General features: G+C 72.5%; 20 protein-coding genes. 4 read left to right on the forward strand and 16 right to left on the reverse strand.

All coding sequences use genetic code 11. From position 1 onward, the window contains the following. Positions 1–29: 29 nt before the first annotated feature. The 6 genes from ACYVIH_RS16500 to ACYVIH_RS16525 all read right to left on the reverse strand — a co-directional run bounded on the left by ACYVIH_RS16500 (position 30) and on the right by ACYVIH_RS16525 (position 7,401). A complete protein-coding gene (locus tag ACYVIH_RS16500) occupies positions 30–224 on the reverse strand; it encodes a hypothetical protein (RefSeq protein WP_460870578.1) in 195 nt (64 codons plus the stop codon). A gap of 136 nt (positions 225–360) precedes the next feature. Then, positions 361–828: an acyl-CoA thioesterase gene (locus tag ACYVIH_RS16505; protein WP_460870579.1), complete on the reverse strand. Its 468-nt coding sequence runs from the start codon at positions 826–828 to the stop codon at positions 361–363. Between the two features lie 2 nt (positions 829–830). Next, positions 831–4,415: a chromosome segregation protein SMC gene (gene smc, locus ACYVIH_RS16510; RefSeq protein ID WP_460870580.1), complete on the reverse strand. Its 3,585-nt coding sequence runs from the start codon at positions 4,413–4,415 to the stop codon at positions 831–833. A 116-nt stretch (positions 4,416–4,531) separates the two neighbouring features. Next, positions 4,532–6,064, reverse strand: coding sequence for an LVIVD repeat-containing protein (locus tag ACYVIH_RS16515; protein ID WP_460870581.1), 1,533 nt, complete (start codon positions 6,062–6,064; stop codon positions 4,532–4,534). An 84-nt stretch (positions 6,065–6,148) separates the two neighbouring features. Then, positions 6,149–7,129, reverse strand: coding sequence for an SDR family NAD(P)-dependent oxidoreductase (locus ACYVIH_RS16520; RefSeq protein ID WP_460870582.1), 981 nt, complete (start codon positions 7,127–7,129; stop codon positions 6,149–6,151). A 68-nt stretch (positions 7,130–7,197) separates the two neighbouring features. Then, positions 7,198–7,401, reverse strand: a complete 204-nt coding sequence (locus ACYVIH_RS16525) for a hypothetical protein (protein ID WP_460870583.1) — start codon at positions 7,399–7,401, stop codon at positions 7,198–7,200. A gap of 148 nt (positions 7,402–7,549) precedes the next feature. Between ACYVIH_RS16525 and ACYVIH_RS16530 the strand changes: the two genes are divergently transcribed. Next, positions 7,550–7,747, forward strand: a complete 198-nt coding sequence (locus tag ACYVIH_RS16530) for a hypothetical protein (protein WP_460870584.1) — start codon at positions 7,550–7,552, stop codon at positions 7,745–7,747. Here the strand turns inward: ACYVIH_RS16530 and mutM are convergent. From mutM to ACYVIH_RS16575, 9 genes are all read right to left on the reverse strand, one after another. Then, positions 7,717–8,592 (reverse strand): bifunctional DNA-formamidopyrimidine glycosylase/DNA-(apurinic or apyrimidinic site) lyase, encoded by an 876-nt coding sequence (mutM, locus tag ACYVIH_RS16535; protein ID WP_460870585.1) that lies wholly within the window; start codon positions 8,590–8,592, stop codon positions 7,717–7,719. The genes ACYVIH_RS16530 and mutM overlap by 31 nt on opposite strands. Position 8,593: 1 nt before the next feature. After that, positions 8,594–9,352, reverse strand: a complete 759-nt coding sequence (gene rnc, locus ACYVIH_RS16540; protein ID WP_460870586.1) for a ribonuclease III — start codon at positions 9,350–9,352, stop codon at positions 8,594–8,596. 11 nt (positions 9,353–9,363) lie between these two features. Beyond that, a complete protein-coding gene (gene rpmF / locus ACYVIH_RS16545) occupies positions 9,364–9,549 on the reverse strand; it encodes a 50S ribosomal protein L32 (RefSeq protein WP_460870587.1) in 186 nt (61 codons plus the stop codon). A 4-nt stretch (positions 9,550–9,553) separates the two neighbouring features. Continuing rightward, positions 9,554–10,135: a YceD family protein gene (locus tag ACYVIH_RS16550; protein ID WP_460870588.1), complete on the reverse strand. Its 582-nt coding sequence runs from the start codon at positions 10,133–10,135 to the stop codon at positions 9,554–9,556. A gap of 148 nt (positions 10,136–10,283) precedes the next feature. Then, on the reverse strand, positions 10,284–10,793 hold the full coding sequence (locus ACYVIH_RS16555; RefSeq protein WP_460870590.1) for a hypothetical protein: 510 nt from the start codon (positions 10,791–10,793) through the stop codon (positions 10,284–10,286). A gap of 104 nt (positions 10,794–10,897) precedes the next feature. Beyond that, entirely contained in the window at positions 10,898–11,386 is a 489-nt protein-coding gene (coaD, locus tag ACYVIH_RS16560; protein WP_460870591.1) for a pantetheine-phosphate adenylyltransferase, read from the reverse strand. A gap of 14 nt (positions 11,387–11,400) precedes the next feature. Beyond that, positions 11,401–12,003, reverse strand: a complete 603-nt coding sequence (rsmD, locus tag ACYVIH_RS16565) for a 16S rRNA (guanine(966)-N(2))-methyltransferase RsmD (RefSeq protein WP_460870592.1) — start codon at positions 12,001–12,003, stop codon at positions 11,401–11,403. After that, entirely contained in the window at positions 12,000–14,186 is a 2,187-nt protein-coding gene (gene recG / locus ACYVIH_RS16570) for an ATP-dependent DNA helicase RecG (RefSeq protein WP_460870593.1), read from the reverse strand. The genes rsmD and recG overlap by 4 nt, the downstream gene beginning before the upstream one ends. An 8-nt stretch (positions 14,187–14,194) precedes the next feature. Beyond that, positions 14,195–15,853, reverse strand: coding sequence for a DAK2 domain-containing protein (locus tag ACYVIH_RS16575; RefSeq protein ID WP_460870594.1), 1,659 nt, complete (start codon positions 15,851–15,853; stop codon positions 14,195–14,197). A 210-nt stretch (positions 15,854–16,063) separates the two neighbouring features. On the opposite strand from ACYVIH_RS16575, the gene rpmB reads away from it, so the two are divergent. Then, complete coding sequence (gene rpmB, locus ACYVIH_RS16580; RefSeq protein WP_460870595.1) at positions 16,064–16,249, forward strand: 50S ribosomal protein L28; 186 nt, start codon at positions 16,064–16,066, stop codon at positions 16,247–16,249. Between the two features lie 69 nt (positions 16,250–16,318). Here rpmB and ACYVIH_RS16585 read toward each other — a convergent pair whose 3' ends face one another. Then, positions 16,319–17,278 carry a thiamine-phosphate kinase gene (locus ACYVIH_RS16585; RefSeq protein ID WP_460870596.1) on the reverse strand — a complete coding sequence of 320 codons (960 nt, stop codon included), beginning with the start codon at positions 17,276–17,278 and terminating at the stop codon, positions 16,319–16,321. A gap of 140 nt (positions 17,279–17,418) precedes the next feature. Between ACYVIH_RS16585 and ACYVIH_RS16590 the strand changes: the two genes are divergently transcribed. Together ACYVIH_RS16590 and ACYVIH_RS16595 are read left to right on the forward strand one after the other, a co-directional pair. Beyond that, positions 17,419–17,655 (forward strand): Lrp/AsnC family transcriptional regulator, encoded by a 237-nt coding sequence (locus ACYVIH_RS16590; RefSeq protein ID WP_460870597.1) that lies wholly within the window; start codon positions 17,419–17,421, stop codon positions 17,653–17,655. A gap of 64 nt (positions 17,656–17,719) precedes the next feature. Then, on the forward strand, positions 17,720–18,175 hold the full coding sequence (locus ACYVIH_RS16595; protein WP_460870598.1) for a DUF3515 domain-containing protein: 456 nt from the start codon (positions 17,720–17,722) through the stop codon (positions 18,173–18,175). Positions 18,176–18,188 lie beyond the last annotated feature (13 nt).

An 18,188-nucleotide genomic window follows, 5' to 3' on the forward strand; every position in this document is an offset into this window, starting at 1 on the left:
CAGACCGGTTCAACGGTCCAGAGGCGCGTTCAGAGGTCGGAGGGCTCCCGCTCCCGCTCGCGCTGGTTGTCCAGCGTGGGCAGCAGGTCGACGCCCGACCGGAGGGCGTCGCCGAGCCAGGGCGCCTGGGGCACGTCCTCGCCGCGGTGCGGGTAGGCGACGTACAGCACGACCACCCCGGCCAGGACCATGATGACGAGCATCGTGAGGACGATGGAGACCATGGGGCACCGCTTTCCGAGAGGTTGTCACTGAGGCGTCAGGAGCGAGGTATCCGCGAAGGAGAGCGCCCAAACGCGTGCAGTCCCATCTTCCCTCGGACGGGCCCGCGACGACGTGTGAGTTTCTTCTCCCCGACGGTCACCGGCCGCCGTCGCGCGGCTGCAGCAGCGGCTCGACGACGGCGCGGATCTCGTCGGGGACCGGGCACACCGGCCGCTCTCCCGGTCCGCCGGCGTTGTCGACGTACACATGGACGAACCGGCCCTCCGCGGCCGCGCGGTCGGAGTCGCCCTGGAAGAGCCCGATCCGGTAGATCACCGACGAGGTGCCGAGCCGCTCGACGACCAGCCCGATGTCGATCGGCGCGGGGAAACCGATCTCGCGGAAGTACCGGCACGAGGTCTCGGCCACCACGCCGATCGCGGACAGCTGCCGGATGTTCGTCCCGGTCGCCTCGAACAGGTGCGCGTTGACGGCGGTGTCGAACAGCTCGTAGTAGCGGGCGTTGTTCATGTGCCCGTAGGCGTCGTCGTCGGCCCAGCGGGTGGTGGCCTGGCGCCACACGGCGAAGTCCGCCCGGCTCGGCGGGTCCGGTCGCTCGGCCACGGCTACGACGCCGCCGACTCGCGCAGGCGCTGGGAGATCACCGTCGAGACGCCGTCGCCACGCATGGTGACGCCGTAGAGGGCGTCGCCGACCTCCATCGTGCGCTTCTGGTGGGTGATCACCAGCAGCTGGCTGTTCTCGCGCAGCTCCTCGTAGATCTCCAGCAGCCGGCCGAGGTTGGTGTCGTCGAGCGCCGCCTCGACCTCGTCGAGGATGTAGAACGGCGACGGGCGGGCCTTGAACAGCGACACCAGGAACGCCACCGCCACCAGCGAGCGCTCGCCTCCCGAGAGCAGCGAGAGCCGCTTGACCTTCTTGCCCGCAGGGCGCGCCTCGACCTCGATGCCGGTGGTCAGCATGTCCGAGGGGTCGGTGAGCACCAGCTTGCCCTCACCGCCGGGGAACAGCCGCTTGAACACGTGGTCGAACGCGTCGCGGACGTCCTCCCAGGCCTCGGTGAACACCTGCTGGACCCGGTCGTCGACCTCGCGCACGATGTCGAGCAGGTCGCGGCGGGTGCGCTTGAGGTCCTCGAGCTGCTCGGTGAGGAACTTGTGCCGCTCCTCCAGCGCCGAGAACTCCTCCAGCGCGAGCGGGTTGACCTTGCCCAGCATCGACAGGGCCCGCTCGGCGGCGCGCAGCCGCTTCTGCTGCTCCTCGCGCACGTAGGGCACCGGCTCCGGCGCCTCGCCGTCAATGGCCTCACCGTCGCCCTCGGCGGTCTGCGCGTCGGGGGCGACCGACACCGGCACGGGGTTGTGCGGGCCGTACTCCGCGACGAGCACCTCGGCGTCGAGGCCGAGCTCCTCCACGGCACGCTCCTCGAGCTGCTCGATGCGCATCCGCTGCTGGGCGCGCGCCATCTCGTCGCGGTGTACGGCGTTCACCAGCTCGTCGTGCTGCTTGAGCAGGTCGCGCGACGCGGTGCGCACGGCCATCAGCTGCTCCTCGCGGCCACGACGCGCCTGCTCGACCGCCGTACGCTCCTGCGCGGCGAGCTCGATCGACACCTCCAGCCGCTGGAGCACGACGGTCACCGCGCGGCCGACGGCCTCGGCGACCTTCCCCTCCCGGGCCAGCCGCTCACGACGAGCAGCCGCCTTCGCGCGCGCCTCCCGTTCGGACTGGGCCGCGCGCAGCAGCGAGTCGGCGCGACCGGACAGGGCACGGGCGCGCTCCTCGGCGGTGCGCAGGGCCAGCCGGGCGTCCATCTCGGCCTGGCGGGCGGCACGTGCCTCCTCGGCCAGCCGCTCGCGCTCGGCGGTGTCCGGCTCCTCCTCCGGCGAGTCCTCCGCGGCCTCGAGCCGTTCCTCGAGCTCGGCGAGCCCGGCGAGGTCCTTGTCGCGGGCGGCCTCGGCCGCTGCGATCGCCTTGGACAGCCGCTCGGCCTCGCCCTTGGCGGACCGGACCTGGGAGCCGTACTGGCCGAGCTCCTCGGCGACCGCGGCCAGCTTGGCGTCGGACTCGTGCAGCCGGGCGAGCGCGACGTCGACCCGGTGCTTGGCCTGGGTGCGCTCCTCCTCGAGCCGGGCGAGGTCGAAGGCGAGCCGCTCGCAGCGGTGCGCCGCCTCCGCCAGCCGCTCGGCCGCCTCGTCGACCGCGGCCTGCACCTCGATCAGGCTCGGCTGCGACGAGGAGCCGCCGGCCGCGAAGTGGGCGCCGAGCATGTCGCCCTCGCGGGTGACCGCGGTGACGTCGGCCAGGTCGGCCACGAGCGCGCGGGCGGTCTCGAGGTCGTCGACCACGGCGACCTTGAACAGCAGCCGGCTCAGCGCCGGACGCAGGGCGTCGGGCGCCTCGACGACGTCGGTGGCGTAGACCGCGCCCGCGGGGAGCCCGGGCCAGGAGGCGTCGTCGACGGCGGCACCGCCGAGCAGCAGCCCGGCGCGGCCGAGGTCGTCGGCCTTGAGGTGCACGATCGCGCCGAGCGCGGCGTCGACGTCCTCCACGGCGACCGCGTCGGCGGCGCTGCCAAGGGCAGCGGCGATCGCGGCCTCGTAACCGGGGCGCACCGACAGCAGCGCGGCCACCGACCCGAGCAGCCCGGAGACGGAGTCGCTGGCGGCCAGCAGGGCGCCGGCGCCGTCCTTGCGGTTGAGGCCGATCTCCAGGGCCTCCTTGCGGGCGGCGAGCGCTCCACGCTCCCGCTCGGCGGCCTGCGACTCCTCGCGGGTCTTGGCGAGCCGGTCCTCGATGTCGGCCAGCGTCGCCGCGGCGCCCTCGTGCTCGGCGTCGAGGCCCTCCTCCCCCGCGTCGAGGCCCGCGACCTGCGTCTCGAGGGCGGTGAAGTCACGCTGGGCCCGCTCCGCGCGGGCGAGCGCCTCCTCCCTTGCGGAGGTGAGCCGGCCGAGCTCGTCCTCGGCGGCCGCGGCCCGGCTCTTGAGCGCGTTGACCTGGCCGTGCAGCCGGGCGAGCCCCTCGCGACGGTCGGCGGCGGCGCGCAGCAGGCCGGCGACGCGGCGGTCCTCCTCGACGTGGCGCGCCTCGACCTCCTGCCGCAGCGCGACGGCCTCCTCGAGCGCCGCACGGTTCTGCTCCACCTCGCGGGCGATCTCGGCCTCCTGGGCTCGCACCCGCTCGGCCTCGGCAGTCAGCTGCTCGGGGTCGCGTCCGGACCCGCCGGCCGGCTCCGCTCCGCTCTCCTGAGCGTTGCGGGCGCGCTCCGCAGCCAGGCTCGCAGTGCCCTTGAGCCGCTCGCGCAGTCCGGACAGCGCGAACCAGGTCTCCTGCGCCCGCGACAGCGCGGGCAGGTCCTCGCGCAGCGCGGCCTCGAGCTCGGCCTCCTGCTGCCGGGCCTGCTCGATCGCCGCCTCGAGCTCGGCCCTGCGTTCCAGCAGCACGGACTCGTCGGCGAGCTCCTGCTCCAGCGAGGTGCGTGCGGTGACGAGGTCGTCGGCGAGCAGCCGGGCCCGTGCGTCGCGCACGTCGGCCTGGACGACCGCGGCCTTGCGGGCCACCTCGGCCTGGCGACCCAGCGGCTTGAGCTGGCGCCGGATCTCGGTGAGCAGGTCGTTGAGCCGGGTCAGGTTGCCCTCGGTGGAGTCCAGCTTGCGCAGCGCCTTCTCCTTGCGCTTGCGGTGCTTGAGGACCCCGGCGGCCTCCTCGATGAACCCCCGCCGGTCCTCCGGCGTCGCGTGCAGGATCGAGTCGAGCTGGCCCTGGCCGACGATCACATGCATCTCGCGGCCGATGCCGGAGTCCGACAGCAGCTCCTGGACGTCGAGCAGCCGGCAGGACTGGCCGTTGATGGCGTACTCCGACCCGCCGTTGCGGAACATCGTGCGGCTGATCGTCACCTCGGCGTACTCGATCGGCAGGGCGCCGTCGGTGTTGTCGATGGTGAGGGCGACCTCGGCGCGGCCCAGGGGCGGGCGCCCGGAGGTGCCGGCGAAGATGACGTCCTCCATCTTGCCGCCGCGCAGCGACTTCGCGCCCTGCTCGCCCATCACCCAGGCCAGGGCGTCGACCACGTTGGACTTGCCGGACCCGTTGGGGCCCACGATGCAGGTGATCCCCGGTTCGAGCTGCAGGGTCGTCGCCGAGGCGAACGACTTGAACCCGCGGAGCGTCAGGCTCTTCAGGTACACGTGCTTGGGCTCCTCACGGTGCGCCGAACAAACGGGAAGGGACAATCATGCCGTGGGGAAGTCAGCAGGCAGCAGCCTACCTGCTCCCGGCACCGCTCCCGGGCACCGTCAGGAGGCTAGGTACGTCGCCGCGTCCTCGTCGTGACCGCCGCCCGGCGCCGCAGCAGCCCGAGGGTGAGCACCCCGAGGCCCAGCACCGTGATCGGCACCGCGTCCTGGGGCCACGACAGCACCGCGAACGGGTTCGTCGAGCCCAGGGCCGGGCTCGTCGCCGGGGCGGCGCGCCCCGGGAGGTCGACGCGGTAGACGTCGAGACCACGCACCGCGTCCACCGAGTAGGCCAGGTTCGTCTTCCCCCGGGCGAGACCGGCCTTGGTGTAGCGCGGGACCCAGTAGGTGTCCCACACCTCGGAGACGCCCCACGTCGCATGTCCGAAGGGCTTGATCTTCCGAGGGTTGCGCACGTCGACGAACTGGGTGCCGCCGCCGTAGAACCCGACCGCGACGATGCCCGACGGGTGGTAGTCGAACCAGTGCGCGGAGCAGAACGCGCCGTGCGGCAGGGGGAAGCTGCCGAGGTCGGCGAGCTCGACCTTGTCCAGCGGCACGATCTGCCCCGGCCTGCCGCCGAGCCGCTTGACGTGCCAGGTCTGGAAGGAGCCCGCCTGCGCGCAGTCGGTCTGCATGTAGTCCTCCTCGGTGACCAGGAGGACGTTGCCGTTGGCGAAGGACGGCCTGGCGTTCGGACGGAACGCCCTCGCGTTGGGCCGGAAGGAGTTGTGGTGGATGAAGTCGTTGTAGCCGGGGAATGCAGGGTCGTCGCCACGCCCGGCGAGCCCGGTGGTGGTCACCAGCTTCGGGCGCCGCGGCCGGGTCACGTCGAACACCGACGAGCCGTCGTACCCGGTGTGGGTGCCGTAGCCGGCGGCGTCGAAGTTCCACTTGTGGCCGGCGGTGGGTGAGCCGAACGGCTGGGTCCCCGGCTTGCCGGGGTCGCTGTCGAGCTCGCGCGGACGGTCGAGGTCGCGCAGGTCGAAGATCGAGAACGCCCCGTCCGAGCCGGCCGAGTAGGCGTAGCGGCAGTCGGTCTCCGCGATGCACGCGACGGTGTGGGTGCTCGTCGTACCCCGGACCCGGGAGCGGATCCGGGGCGCCGCCGGGTCCGTGACGTCGACGAGGACCAGCTCGGCGCCTCCGGTGAGCGGGTCGTTGACGTGCTGGATGTCCCCCGGCGAGGCCTGGTAGAGGTCGACGCCGATCAGCGCGAACCGCTCGGTCCCGGCAGGGGTGCGACGCTCACCGCAGTTCATCGCCTCGTTCTCGAACTGCAGGCTCGGCAGCACCCCGGTCAGCCTGGGCGCTGCCGGCTCGCTGACGTCGTAGACCCGCACCGAGTCGAGGTTGGACATCACGAAGAGCGGTGCGGTCCGCATGAAGCACCCGGAGATGCCGGTGGCGCCGGGGACCGACGCGAGCAGGTCGACGTTGGGGCTCGCGATCAGCGGGATGTTGCGGTCCGCGGCGAGCCCCGTGCGAAGACGCTCGATCCGGTCCGCGTCACCGTGCGCGGACGCGGGGGCCGTCACGGCCGAAGTCGCCAGCAGGGCCGCCGTGGCGGCGAGCAGGGACAGGGGGCGCCTCAGGGTCATCGCAGTGTCCTCGTCCTCCGCCACCGGCCCGGATGCCGGCGGATGCGTGGACCAACGACGCAGCCACGCTCGGGTCACGCTGCGTCAGGACGCTGCGGGCACCCCGGTGGCCGCGACGACGAGGTCCCACAGGCGGCGCACCTGGTCCGGGGTCGGCCGGGTGCGGGAGAGGTACGACGTCGGCCGCGGTGCCCGGTCATGCCACAGCCGGCCGGTCGTCGAGCCGCCCTCCGGTGCGGCGAGCAGCCACACCGTGGTGTCCGCGCCCGCCTCCGCGCTGCGCAGCAGCGGTCCGACCAGCCGGTTGAACCCCGGCAGCGACCCGGCGAGCCCGGGCGTGCCTGCCCACCCGGGGTGCGTGCTGTGCACCGCGACCCGGTCCGGGGCGAGCCGTCGGGCCCACTCCTCGGCGAGGTGGACCTGCATCCGCTTGGTGTGCGCGTAGGCGCGGGTGCCGGAGTAGGCGGTGTGGGTCAGCTCGGGGTCGTCGAGGTCGAGTCCGGCGGTGTACATCCCACCGGAGGTCACGAACACGACCCGCGCGTCGCCGTCCGCGGCGAGCAGCTCGAGGAGCTCGTGGGTGAGCAGGTGCGGGCCGAGGACGTGGGTGGCGTAGGTGAGCTCGTGCCCCTGGGGCGACTCGCTCCGGTGCGGCGGGAGGACCCCCGCGTTGTGCACGAGCGCGTGCAGCCGGGGCGCCTCGGCGCGCAGCCGGGCCGCGACCGCCGGCAGCGCGTCGAGGTCGCTCACGTCGCACCGCAGGACCCGCAGGGCGGCACCGGGCACCGCATCGAGGATGTCCGCCCGAGCGCTCTCGCCGCGGGTGGTGTCGCGACACAGCATCCACACCTCGGCGCCGAGCCGGGCCGCGCCCAGAGCGGTCGCCTTGCCGAGCCCGGAGTTCGCACCCGTGACGGCCACCACCCGGCCACGTAGTGCTCCGGGCGGCGGGTCAGCCGGCCACCAGGCGCGGCGTACCGCGAAGCCCAGACGGGTGTAGCCGAGGACGACGGAGCGGTCGAGCAGGCTGTCGACGGCGCGCGCGACGGGAGAGGGTCGGCTCATGGACCGAGCCTAGGAGGATGGCGAAAACCACGCCGGACCGAGACGGTCGGCGCGCCCCTGGCGCGGGGTCAGGCGGGCTGCATGCTCTCGTCGAGCGTGAGCAGCGGGGAGTCGGCTGCAGCAGCAGCGAGCGTGTCGTTCTCCGCCGAGAGCCGAAGCACGAGTGCCTCGAGGTCGGCGACCTGCCGCTTGAGGCGACGGTTCTCCGCCATGAGCTGTGCGAGTGCGCGGGGGTCGGTGCTGCTCATGTAGCCGAGAAGCGCCTTGGCCATGTGTGTCCTCCGAGGAAGAGTCAGGTCACACCACGAGACCGGCTGATGGCCGGGAGGGGTGGAAGGTGTACCTCAAGAGTCTCACTCCCCCGACTCAGGGTCAATCCCGGGGTCTGCCCGTTACGCCGGAGCCGTTATCGTGCCCTCCGTGAGACCGCTCCGGATCGCCGCGTGCCGCCGTCTGTGCAGCTGGCGGGCCGCCGGCGAGGAGCTCGGCGGAGAGGCGCTGTTCCGCTGCGACGGCTGCGGCAGTGAGTGGGTCGCGTCGCAGCCCTGGACGCCGATCGACCACACCGGCGAGGTGCCCCCGGCGGTTCAGGCCGAACGTCGTCGCGGCCGTGGCTGACAGCGCGGGCAGAAGAACGACGAGCGGTTCATGAACGCCACGCGGACGATCGGGGTGCCGCAGCGCGAGCACGGCTGGTCGGCGCGGCCGTAGGCCTCCAGCGACCGGTCGAAGTAGCCGCTCTCGCCGTTGACGTTGACGTAGAGCGCGTCGAAGGAGGTCCCGCCCTGCGCGAGCGCCGACGCCATCACCGTGCGCACGCCCGCGAGCAGCGCGACCACGTCGGTGCGCCGCAGCTTGTTGCCGGGCCGGTCGCCGTGCAGCCCGGCCAGCCAGAGCGCCTCGTCGGCGTAGATGTTGCCGACGCCCGAGATCAGCGTCTGGTCCAGCAGCAGCCGCTTGATCCCGGAGGTACGACGGCGCACGCGGTCGACGAAGGCGTCGTCGTCGAACTCGGGGTCCATCGGGTCCCGGGCGATGTGGGCGATCTCGGCAGGCAGCTCGGCACCGCCTCGCGAGAGCGACAGCCCTCCGAACATCCGCTGGTCGACGAAGCGGAGCTCCAGCGGCTCGCCGACACCGTCGGTCTCGAGCCGACCGAGCCCGAACCGGACGCGCAGGTGGCGCTCGGCGGGCGCGGACGCCGGCTGCACGAGCATCTGCCCGCTCATGCCGAGGTGCGCCATGATCGCGTCACTGCTGTCCAGCGGCAGCCAGAGGTACTTGCCACGCCGGCGCGCGGCGACGACCGTGCGGCCGGTTGTCGCCGCGACGAAGTCGTCAGGACCCGCGAGGTGCCGCCGCAGGGGTCGCGGGTGGAGGACCTCCACGGCGGTCAGGGTGCGGCCGACCACGTGGGCCTCGAGCCCGGTGCGGACGACCTCGACCTCAGGGAGCTCGGGCACCTCAGTCGACGGCCGGCTCGCCGTCGGCGAGCGTGCGGGTGGCGTCCTCGACGAGCCTGCCGGTGCCGCCGCGCTCGGCGGCGATGGCGCGGTAGGCGGTCTCGGCGGCCTGCTGCTCGGCCTCCTTCTTGGACCGCCCGGTGCCACGGCCGTAGAGGCCGTCGCCCACCTGCACCTGCGCGGTGAACGTCTTCTCGTGGTCGGGGCCCTCGTCCTCGATGACGTACTCCGGGACGCCGAGGGAGTGCTCCGCCGACAGCTCCTGCAGGCTGGTCTTCCAGTCCAGCCCGGCGCCGAGGCCGGCCGCGGCCTCCATCAACGGGTCGAACAGCAGGTGCACCACGGTGGACGCCGCCTCGAACCCGCCGCTGAGGTAGACCGCACCGATCACCGCCTCGACGGTGTCGGAGAGGATCGAGGACTTGTCGCGACCACCGGTCGCCTCCTCGCCCCGCCCGAGCTTGATGTGCTCGCCGAGACCGATCGTGCGCGCGACCTCGGCGAGCGCCCGCGCGTTGACCACCGCTGCCCGCAGCTTGGCCAGCCGCCCCTCAGACAGGTCCGGGTGGGACCGGTAGAGGGTGTCGGTGACCACCACGCCGAGCACCGAGTCGCCGAGGAACTCCAGCCGCTCGTTGGTCGGCAGGCCGCCGTTCTCGTAGGCGTACGACCGGTGCGTCAGGGCGCGGTCGAGCAGCTCGGCGTCCAGCACCGGGCTGCCGAGTGCAGCACGCAAGTCGTCGTACGACGGCTCGCTCACGACGGGTCCCGTCAGAGGACCTGGCGACGCTCGGAGCGTGCGCCGTACTGACCGCAGTCGGGGCAGGCGCGGTGGGGCAGGTGCTTGGAGCCGCACGCCGGGTTGCTGCAGGTCACCAGCGAGGGCGCAACAGCCTTCCACTGCGAGCGACGGTGACGCGTGTTGCTGCGCGACATCTTCCGCTTCGGGACTGCCATTGTCTCACTCCTTGGTCGGGCCGGTTTCGCGGCCGTGCTCATCGTCGGTCTGGTCTGTCAGCCCTTGGAGCGCCGCCCACCGGGGGTCGATCGGCTCGTCGTGCTGGTGGCCGGGATCGTCCGCGAGCCGCGCACCACACTCGATGCACAGACCCGGGCAGTCCTCCCGGCACAGCGGCTGGAACGGCAGTGAGAGCACCACCGCATCCCGCAGCAACGGTTCGAGGTCGAGCAGGTCGCCCTCCAACCGACTGACATCGTCGTCGCCCTCGTCGGTGGCGGTGTCGCTCTCCTCGTAGACGAAGAGCTCCTGCAGCTCCACCTCGACGTCGTCGTGGAGAGGCTCCAGGCACCGTGCACACTCACCGGCGAGCTCGGCGTGAGCCGTGCCGGTGACGAGAACACCCTCCATGACCGCCTCCAGCCGCAGGTCGAACTCGACCGGCGCACCTTCGGGGACACCGAGAACTTCGATGCCGAGATCTGCCGGCGCCGAAGCCGTGAACGACACCGTGCGCTGTGACCCCGGGCGGCGGCCGAGCTCGCGGGTGTCGAGCACGAGCGGCGCCCTCGGGTCGAGAGACACGTCGGAGTCACTTTCGTCATCGGGCACAACAGATCGCAGCCCACCGGGTCCGGCCCCCACCTGGCCTGAGGCCTGACGGGTCCCGAGCACGGCGAACCGCCGACAAGAGTACCGTCTGCCCGCCCCCGCGGCCAAAACCGGCGGAGGCTCAACGCTCGAGATGCTCCGGGAGCTTGATCCGGTCGACCTCGTCCTCGGTCAGCGAGTCCAGCGCGGAGCGGCCGGCGAGCCGCTCACGGCCGCGCTTGACCGCCTCCATCGTGCGCTCCAGCGTGATCTCGAAGTTGGCCAGCTTGCCGTCGACGTAGTCGTCGGTCTCCTTGCGCAGCCCGTCGGCCTCGGCGCGAGCATCGGCGAGCAGCTCCTCGGCCCGGACGTTCGCGAGCCGGAAGACCTCGGTGTCGGAGACCAGCCGGTCCCGCTCGTTGCGCGCGTCGGCGACGATGTGCTCGGCCTCGCGCCGGCCGTCGGCGATGACGTCGTCGCGGTCGCGCTCGATCTTGCGAGCCGACTCCAGCGCCCGGTCGAGCTCGGTCTCGAGCTCGCGCAGCAGGTCCAGGAGCTCGGCGCGGTTGACCACCGCGGAGGCAGACATCGGCATCGACCGAGCCTGTTCGATCGCCTGCCGGATCTCGGCAAGCTTGACGCGCACGTCCACGCTACACCTTTCTAGATGCAAGAGGCGAAACCCCTGGTCTCTACCCAGAAACCAGGTTCCTACCCCGTGCTACGACGATACGACCCCGGACAGTCGGTCGCACGCTATTCGCGGGCGCGTTCGGCAACCCGGGCGGTGAGGCGGTCGAGCACCAGGGGCGGCACCAGCGACGAGACGTCACCTCCGAAGGTCGCCACCTCCTTGACCAGGCTCGAGGCCAGGAAGGAGTACTCCGGGCTGGTCGGCACGAACACCGTCTCCACCGGAGCCAGGCTGGAGTTCATCTGCGCCATCTGCAGCTCGTAGTCGAAGTCGCTGACCGCACGCAACCCCTTCACGATCGCGTGGATGTCGCGCTCCTTGCAGAAGTCCACGAGCAGGCCGTGGAAGGCGTCGATCTTGACGTTGTCGAAGCCCGCGCAGACCTCGGTGAGCATGCCGATGCGCTCCTCGACCGAGAACATGCTCTTCTTCGACTTGTTGATCAGCACGGCCACGGTGACCTCGTCGAAGAGCGCCGAGGCCCGGGAGACGATGTCGATGTGCCCGTTGGTGACCGGGTCGAAGGATCCGGGACACACGGCTCTGCGCACTGCTGCTCCTCGGTTCACGGAGGCGTCGGGACAGCCTCGTCGGGCAGGCCTCCCGACCTGGTGGCGTGACCGTACCAAAGCGTGGTCTCGCCGTACTTCCGGGACCGCGCGGCGCTCAGCCCCGTCGGCCAGTCCGGCCCGCCGCTGCGGGTGGCACGCTCGACGACCACCACGGCACCTTCCGCGAGCCAGCCGTGCTCGGTGAGCGCGGCCAGGTCCTCGACGACCTCTGCGGTCGACAGGGGGTACGGCGGGTCGAGGAAGACCACGTCGTACGCCGCCGCCGGCGCGGCCGCGAGCACCCTGGCCACCGACCCGGTGACCACGTCGACCTGACCGAGCCCGAGCGTGCGCACGTTGTCCTTGATCAGCGCGGCCGTGCGTCGGTCGTGCTCGACGAGCGTGACGTGACCGGCACCTCGTGACCTCGCCTCGAGGCCGACCGCACCGGAGCCGGCGTACAGGTCCAGGAACCGGAGCCCGGTGATCGAGCCGAGGTCGGAGTCGAGGCTCGAGAACAGCGCCTCCCGGACCCGGTCGGAGGTGGGTCGGGTGCGGTCGCCAGGGGGTGCCTTGAGCCGGCGTCCACCGGCCGTGCCGCCGATGATCCGGGTCATGCCTTCTCCAGGTAGTCGGCCTGCTGCGACTCGTCGAGCCGGTGCACCTCCGCAGCGAGGGCAGGGTGGCTGCGCAGGGTCGGGTCGGCCGAGACCACCTCCACCGCCGCCTCACGCGCAGCGACGATCTCGTCCTCGTGCTCGAGCACGGAGAGCAGCCGCAGCCCGGACCTGCTGCCGGACTGGGCCGCACCCAGCACGTCGCCCTCCCGGCGCTGCTCGAGGTCGACCCGCGACAGCTCGAACCCGTCGGTGGTCGCGGCGACCGCCTCCAGTCGTTCGAGGGCGGCCGTGCCGCGCTCGGCCTGGGTGACCAGCAGGCACAGCCCCGGGTGACCACCCCGGCCGACGCGGCCACGCAGCTGGTGCAGCTGGGAGACGCCGAACCGGTCCGCGTCGAGGACCACCATCACCGTCGCGTTGGCCACGTCGACGCCGACCTCGATGACCGTGGTGGCGACCAGCACGTCGACCTCACCGTCGGCGAAGGAGCGCATCACCGTCTCCTTGCGGTCCGGCGCCATCCGACCGTGGAGCACCTCCACCCGCAGGCCCTTCAGGGCGCCCGCGGCCAGCAGCGGGGCGACCTCCTCGACCGCTGCGAGCCGGACGTCCTCGGCCTTGTCGTCGGGGTCCACGCGCGGACACACGACGTACACCTGGTGGCCGGCGTCGACCTCCTCCCGGACCCGCTGCCAGGCACGGTCGAGCCATGCCGGCTGGTAGCGCATCGGCACGACGCTGCTCTGGATCGGGGCCCGGCCGGCGGGCAGCTCGGTGAGCGTGGAGGTCTCCAGGTCTCCGAAGACGGTCATCGCGACCGTGCGCGGGATCGGGGTCGCGGTCATCACCAGCACGTGCGGCCGGCTCTCCCCCGCCTTGGCGGCCAGCGCGGCCCGCTGCTCGACACCGAACCGGTGCTGCTCGTCGACGACCACCAGGCCGAGGTCGGCGAACTGGACGTGCTCCTCGAGCAGCGCGTGGGTGCCGATCACGATCCCGGCCGCCCCGGAGGCGGCGTCGAGCAGGGCGCTGCGCCGCGCCGCCGCCCCCAGTGAGCCGGTCAGCAGCGCCACCTGGGTCGCGTGCTCGGCGCCTCCGAGCATCCCGGCGGCGGCGAGGTCCCCGAGCATCGCGGTGATGGAGCGGTGGTGCTGCTGGGCGAGCACCTCGGTCGGCGCGAGCAGCGCTGCCTGACCACCGGAGTCCACGACCCGCAGCATGGCGCGCAGCGCGACCACGGTCTTCCCGGAGCCGACCTCCCCCTGGAGCAGGCGGTGCATCGGGTGCCCGCCGGTGAGGTCACCGAGGATCTGCTCGCTCACCTGGCGCTGCCCCGCGGTGAGCTCGAAGGGCAGCTTCGCGTCGAACCGGTCGAGCAGGCCGCCCTCGACTCCCGGGCGCGACTGCGCGGGCAGCTGCGCGAGCTGTGCCCGGCGCCGCGCGAGCACGGTCTGGGTCACGAAGGCCTCCTCGAACCGCAAGGTGCGCTCGGCGGCCTTCTGGTCCGCCCACGAGTCGGGCCGGTGCATCCACTCCAGCGCCTGGCGGCTGCCGAGCAGGCCCTGCGCAAGCCGGACCGACGCCGGCACCGGCTCCGGGACGTCGTCGACGAGGTCGAGCGCGATCCCGATCGCCTTCTCCAGCTGCCAGCTCTGCACGGTCGCGGTCGCCGGGTAGAGCGTCATCAGGTTCGGCTGCCGCTCGAAGCTCTCGCGGGCCTGACCCTCGCCGTCCTCGCCGGCGCCCGCGAACAGCTGGGTCTGCGGGTTGGTCAGCTGCCACCGGTTGCGGAACCGGCCGATCTTGCCGGAGAACACGCCGTGCATGCCGACGGAGACGTGCTGCCGGCGCCAGTCCGCGATGTGCTTCTTCTTGTCGAAGAAGGTCAGCATCAGCTCGTGGTCGTCGGTGGCCACGACGACCTCCAGCCGCCACGCCATCCGGCCCGTGCGACGGTCGGGGTAGCTCTTCTGCTCCACCGAGAGCACCTGGGCGATCAGCGTCACGTGCTGGTCGACCTCGATCGCTCCGAGGTCGCTCAGGCTGCCCTTGGGGACGTAGCGGCGGGGGTAGTGCCGCAGCAGGTCGCCGACCGTGGTGTAGCCGAACGCCTGCTCGATCTTGCTCGCCTGCTTGCCCGCGACCGTGGCGAGCTTGGAGTCCCATCTGATCGTCGCCACTGCGAGGCCTACTCCACTCCCAGGAGCAACGGGTACCGCTCCTGGCCTCCGTCATACACCACGACGTCGACAGTCGGGTGCGCGGCGGCGAGGTAGTCGGCACAGCGCCCGGCGAGCGACGTACCGTCCGCCCCGGCCACGACCGTGACCAGCTCGCCACCACCGCCGAGCAGCCGCTCGAGCACCTCGGTCGCCACCGAGAACAGCTCCGAGCCGACGACGACGAAGTCCCCCTCGACCGCGCCCAGCACGTCGCCCGGCTCGCACGGGCCGGCGGTGGTGATCGCCTGACGCGCCGCCACCGTGACGGCGCCGGAGCGGGCGTGCCGTGCCGCGGAGGTCATCTGGAGCAGGTCCTCCTCGAAGGTCCGGCCCGGCTCGTGCACGGCGAGGGCGGCCAGGCCCTGCACCTGTGCGCTCGTCGGGATCACCGCGACCCGGACGTCGGTGCTCTCCCTGGCCGTCTGTGCGGCGGCCTCGGCGACGGCGCAGGAGTCCTTGTCGTTCGGGAGCACGATCACCTCGGCCGCGCCGGAGCCGTCGATCGCGGCGAGGATCTCGCCGGTCGAGGGGCGCCGGTCGCGGTGGCTGACCACCGTCGCGCCGGCCTCGGCGAAGAGCCGCTCGAGGCCCTCACCGGCGGCGACGACGACCACTGCGCGGCCCTTGCGTCCACCCGCGTGGCGCGGCTCCATGGCGACACCGAGGCGGGCGAGCTGCTCGGCGAAGTGGGTGACCCGGATCCGGTACGGCCGACCGGCCTCGATCCCGGCCTCGACCGCGGCGCCGACGTCGTCGACGTGCACGTGGACGTTCCAGAGACCGTCGCCGCCGACGACCACGAGGGAGTCGCCGAGAGGGGCCAGCCGGTGCCGCAGCTCCGGGACCGCGGCGTCGTCGGCCTCGAGCAGGTACATCACCTCGTAGGCCGGCCCGTCCGGGTGCAGGTCGTCGGTCGGCAGCGGCACCGGGATCGCGTGCACGCCGAGCCCGGCGTGCACGGGCATCGCGCGCTTGCCCGTGATCGCGGTCTCGGCGGCGTCGAGCACGACGCACAGGCCCCGGCCGCCCGCGTCGACGACACCGGCGTCGCGCAGCGCCTTGAGCTGCTCCGGCGTGTGGACCAGCGCCTCACGAGCTGCCGCGGCGGCGGCCCGGATCACGTGGCCCAGCCGGCTGGTCGGGTCGCCCGCGGCCGCGAGCGCGGCGTCGCTGGCCGCCCGCGCGACCGTGAGGATCGTGCCCTCCACCGGCTCGCCCACCGCGGCGTAGCTCGCCTCGGTGGCACGGTGCATGCCCTCCGCGAGGACGACGGCGGCCCGGTCGTCCGGCTGCGCCTCGCCGATCCGCTTCAGCAGGGCACCGACGAGCTGGGACATGATCACCCCGGAGTTGCCCCGCGCCCCCAGCAGCGCGCCGCGGGAGTAGGCCGCCAGCGCTGCTCCCAGGTCGCAGGCAGGGTCCTGCTGCACGCGTTCGCGGAGCATCGAGCGGGCAGACTCGAGGGTCAGGAACAGGTTCGTGCCGGTGTCGCCGTCGGGGACCGGGTAGACGTTGAGGGCGTCGATCTCCTCGCGGGCTTCCCCGAGCGCCTCGAGCACGACGTCGGCGAAGCGTACGATCGTCGGCAGGTCGAAGGCGGTGCCCGCGTCACCGTGGTGCGTCAACCCAGCCCCTTCCGTCGTACGCCGGCTTCCTGGTGACCGGCGTCACGCCGGGAGCCTGCCAGGGTAGTGCGTGCGGTCCGATTCGCCTCCGGGCGGGCCCATCGGATACTCTTGTGCGGTTGCCTCGGCACCGTGACGCCCCCTGCGTGGCCGTCCGGGCAGGGCACCTCGTCAGTGGTAAGAGCAATCTAGTCTTCTCAGGAGTTCACGGTGGCTGCCGTCTGTGACATCTGCGCCAAGAAGCCCGGCTTCGGTCACAACCGGCCGTGGTCGCGCAAGATTACGAAGCGTCGCTTCAACCCCAACATCCAGCGTGTCCGCGCGACGGTCGACGGTGCCCCCAAGCGACTGAACGTCTGCACCGGCTGCCTCAAGGCCGGCAAGGTCACCCGCTGACCTGACCACAGCTCGACAGGTTGGGCCGCTCCCCGGTGGGAGCGGCCCTTCTGCTGTCTCCGGTCGGCGTCAGAAGTGGACGTGGCCGGTCGGACCTTCGTACGCCGCGCCGTCGACCGTCACGCCGCTCCCCTCCCCGACCGTGCCGATCCGGGTCCAGCCCTCGGGCAAGGCCGATCCGGTCGGGAAGGTCGCGACCAGGCAGTGGTCGTCGCCGCCGGCGAGGATGAACTGCATCGGGTCCGCGCCGAGAGCCGCGCCGACCGCGGTGAGCGGCTCGGGCACGTCGAACGCCCCGGTGTCCACGTCGACTGCGACCCCGCTGGCCGACGCGATGTGGTCGAGGTCGGCGAGCAGCCCGTCGGACACGTCGATCATCGCGGTCGCCCCGGCACGGGCGGCCGCGGCGCCGGCGCCGTACGGGGGCTCGGGGCGGCGGTAGGCCTCGACCAGCACCCGGGGCGAGCGGAAGCCGCGGCCCAGCACCGCCAGCCCCGCGGCGGCCCAGCCCTGCCGTCCGGCGATCGCGACCACGTCGCCGGGACGGGCGCCGGACCGGAGCACCGGCTCTCCTTCGACGACACCCAGGACGGTGATCGCGATCATCACCGAGTCGGCGGCTGTGACGTCCCCGCCCACCACGGTGGCCCCGACGAGGCCGGCCTCGGTGGCGATCCCCTCGGCGAGCTCGAGCGCCCAGGCTGCGGGGAGGTCTCCGGGTGCCGCCAGGCCGACGGTCATCGCCGTGGCCCGGCCACCCATCGCGTTGATGTCCGAGAGGTTCTGCGCGGCGGCCCGACGGCCGACGTCGACCGCCGGGGCCCAGTCGCGGCGGAAGTGCCTGCCCTCGACCATCAGGTCGGTCGAGACCACCACGCGCTCGTCGGGAACGGCCACGACGGCGGCGTCGTCGCCGGGACCCACGACCACGTCGGGGCCCTGCGGGAACCTCTCGGCGAGCGCGTCGACGAGGCCGAACTCGCCGAGGTCGGACAGCGTCGGGTCGGCGGGGGGTGGGGAGGCAGTCATGGGGCGTATTCAATCCGATCGCCGGTCCGTGTTCCGGGCCGGGGAGGCCACGCGGTAGGTTGAGGCGGAACGAGCCCCGGGCCTCAGTGACATCTCCTGTCACACCTGGCGTGGGGCCCTACGAGACCCCAGGAGTGCACATGGTGGTTCAGGCCTACATCTTGATCCAGACCGACGTCGGCAAGGCTGCCGAGGTCGCCGCAGCGATCTCCGAGGTCAAGGGCGTGACCCTGGCCGAGGACGTCACGGGTCCCTACGACGTGATCGTCCGGGCCGAGGCCCGCAACGTCGACGAGCTCGGCAAGCTCGTGGTCGCCAAGGTCCAGAACATCTCCGGGATCACCCGGACGCTGACCTGCCCGGTCGTCCACATCTGAGGCCGTTCTGCACCGCCTCCTCGACCGTTCCCGGCGCCCGTCCCCCCGCACGAGGGCGGGCGCCGTGGCATGTCTCACCGCGGTCTCCGTCCTGCTCGCCGGCTGCGGCGGCCCCGTGACGGTCGACGTACCGCGCCTCGACGCCACCGCCCGAGCCGTCTGCTCCGACCTCGTCACCGCGCTCCCCGATCGGGTCGACGGTGCCGAGCGGACCGAGGTGGAGCCCGCCGACGCACCGGCGGCCGCCTGGGGTGACCCGGCGATCGTGCTGCGCTGCGGGGTCCCGATGCCCGACGAGTTCGACGACTACTCGACGTGCCAGGAGACCAACGGCATCGGCTGGTTCATCCCCGACTCCCAGATGACCGGCGCTTCCACCGAGATCACGATGACCACGATCGGCCGCGACGTGAACATCGAGGTCCGGCTGCCCGAGGAGCACTGGCCACCGGCGAACGCGATGGTCGACCTGTCCGCGGCGATCGAGCAGACCACCGAGGAGCTCGATCCCTGCGTGTGAGACGTGCCCGGTC

The organism is Nocardioides pakistanensis (assembly GCF_054781215.1).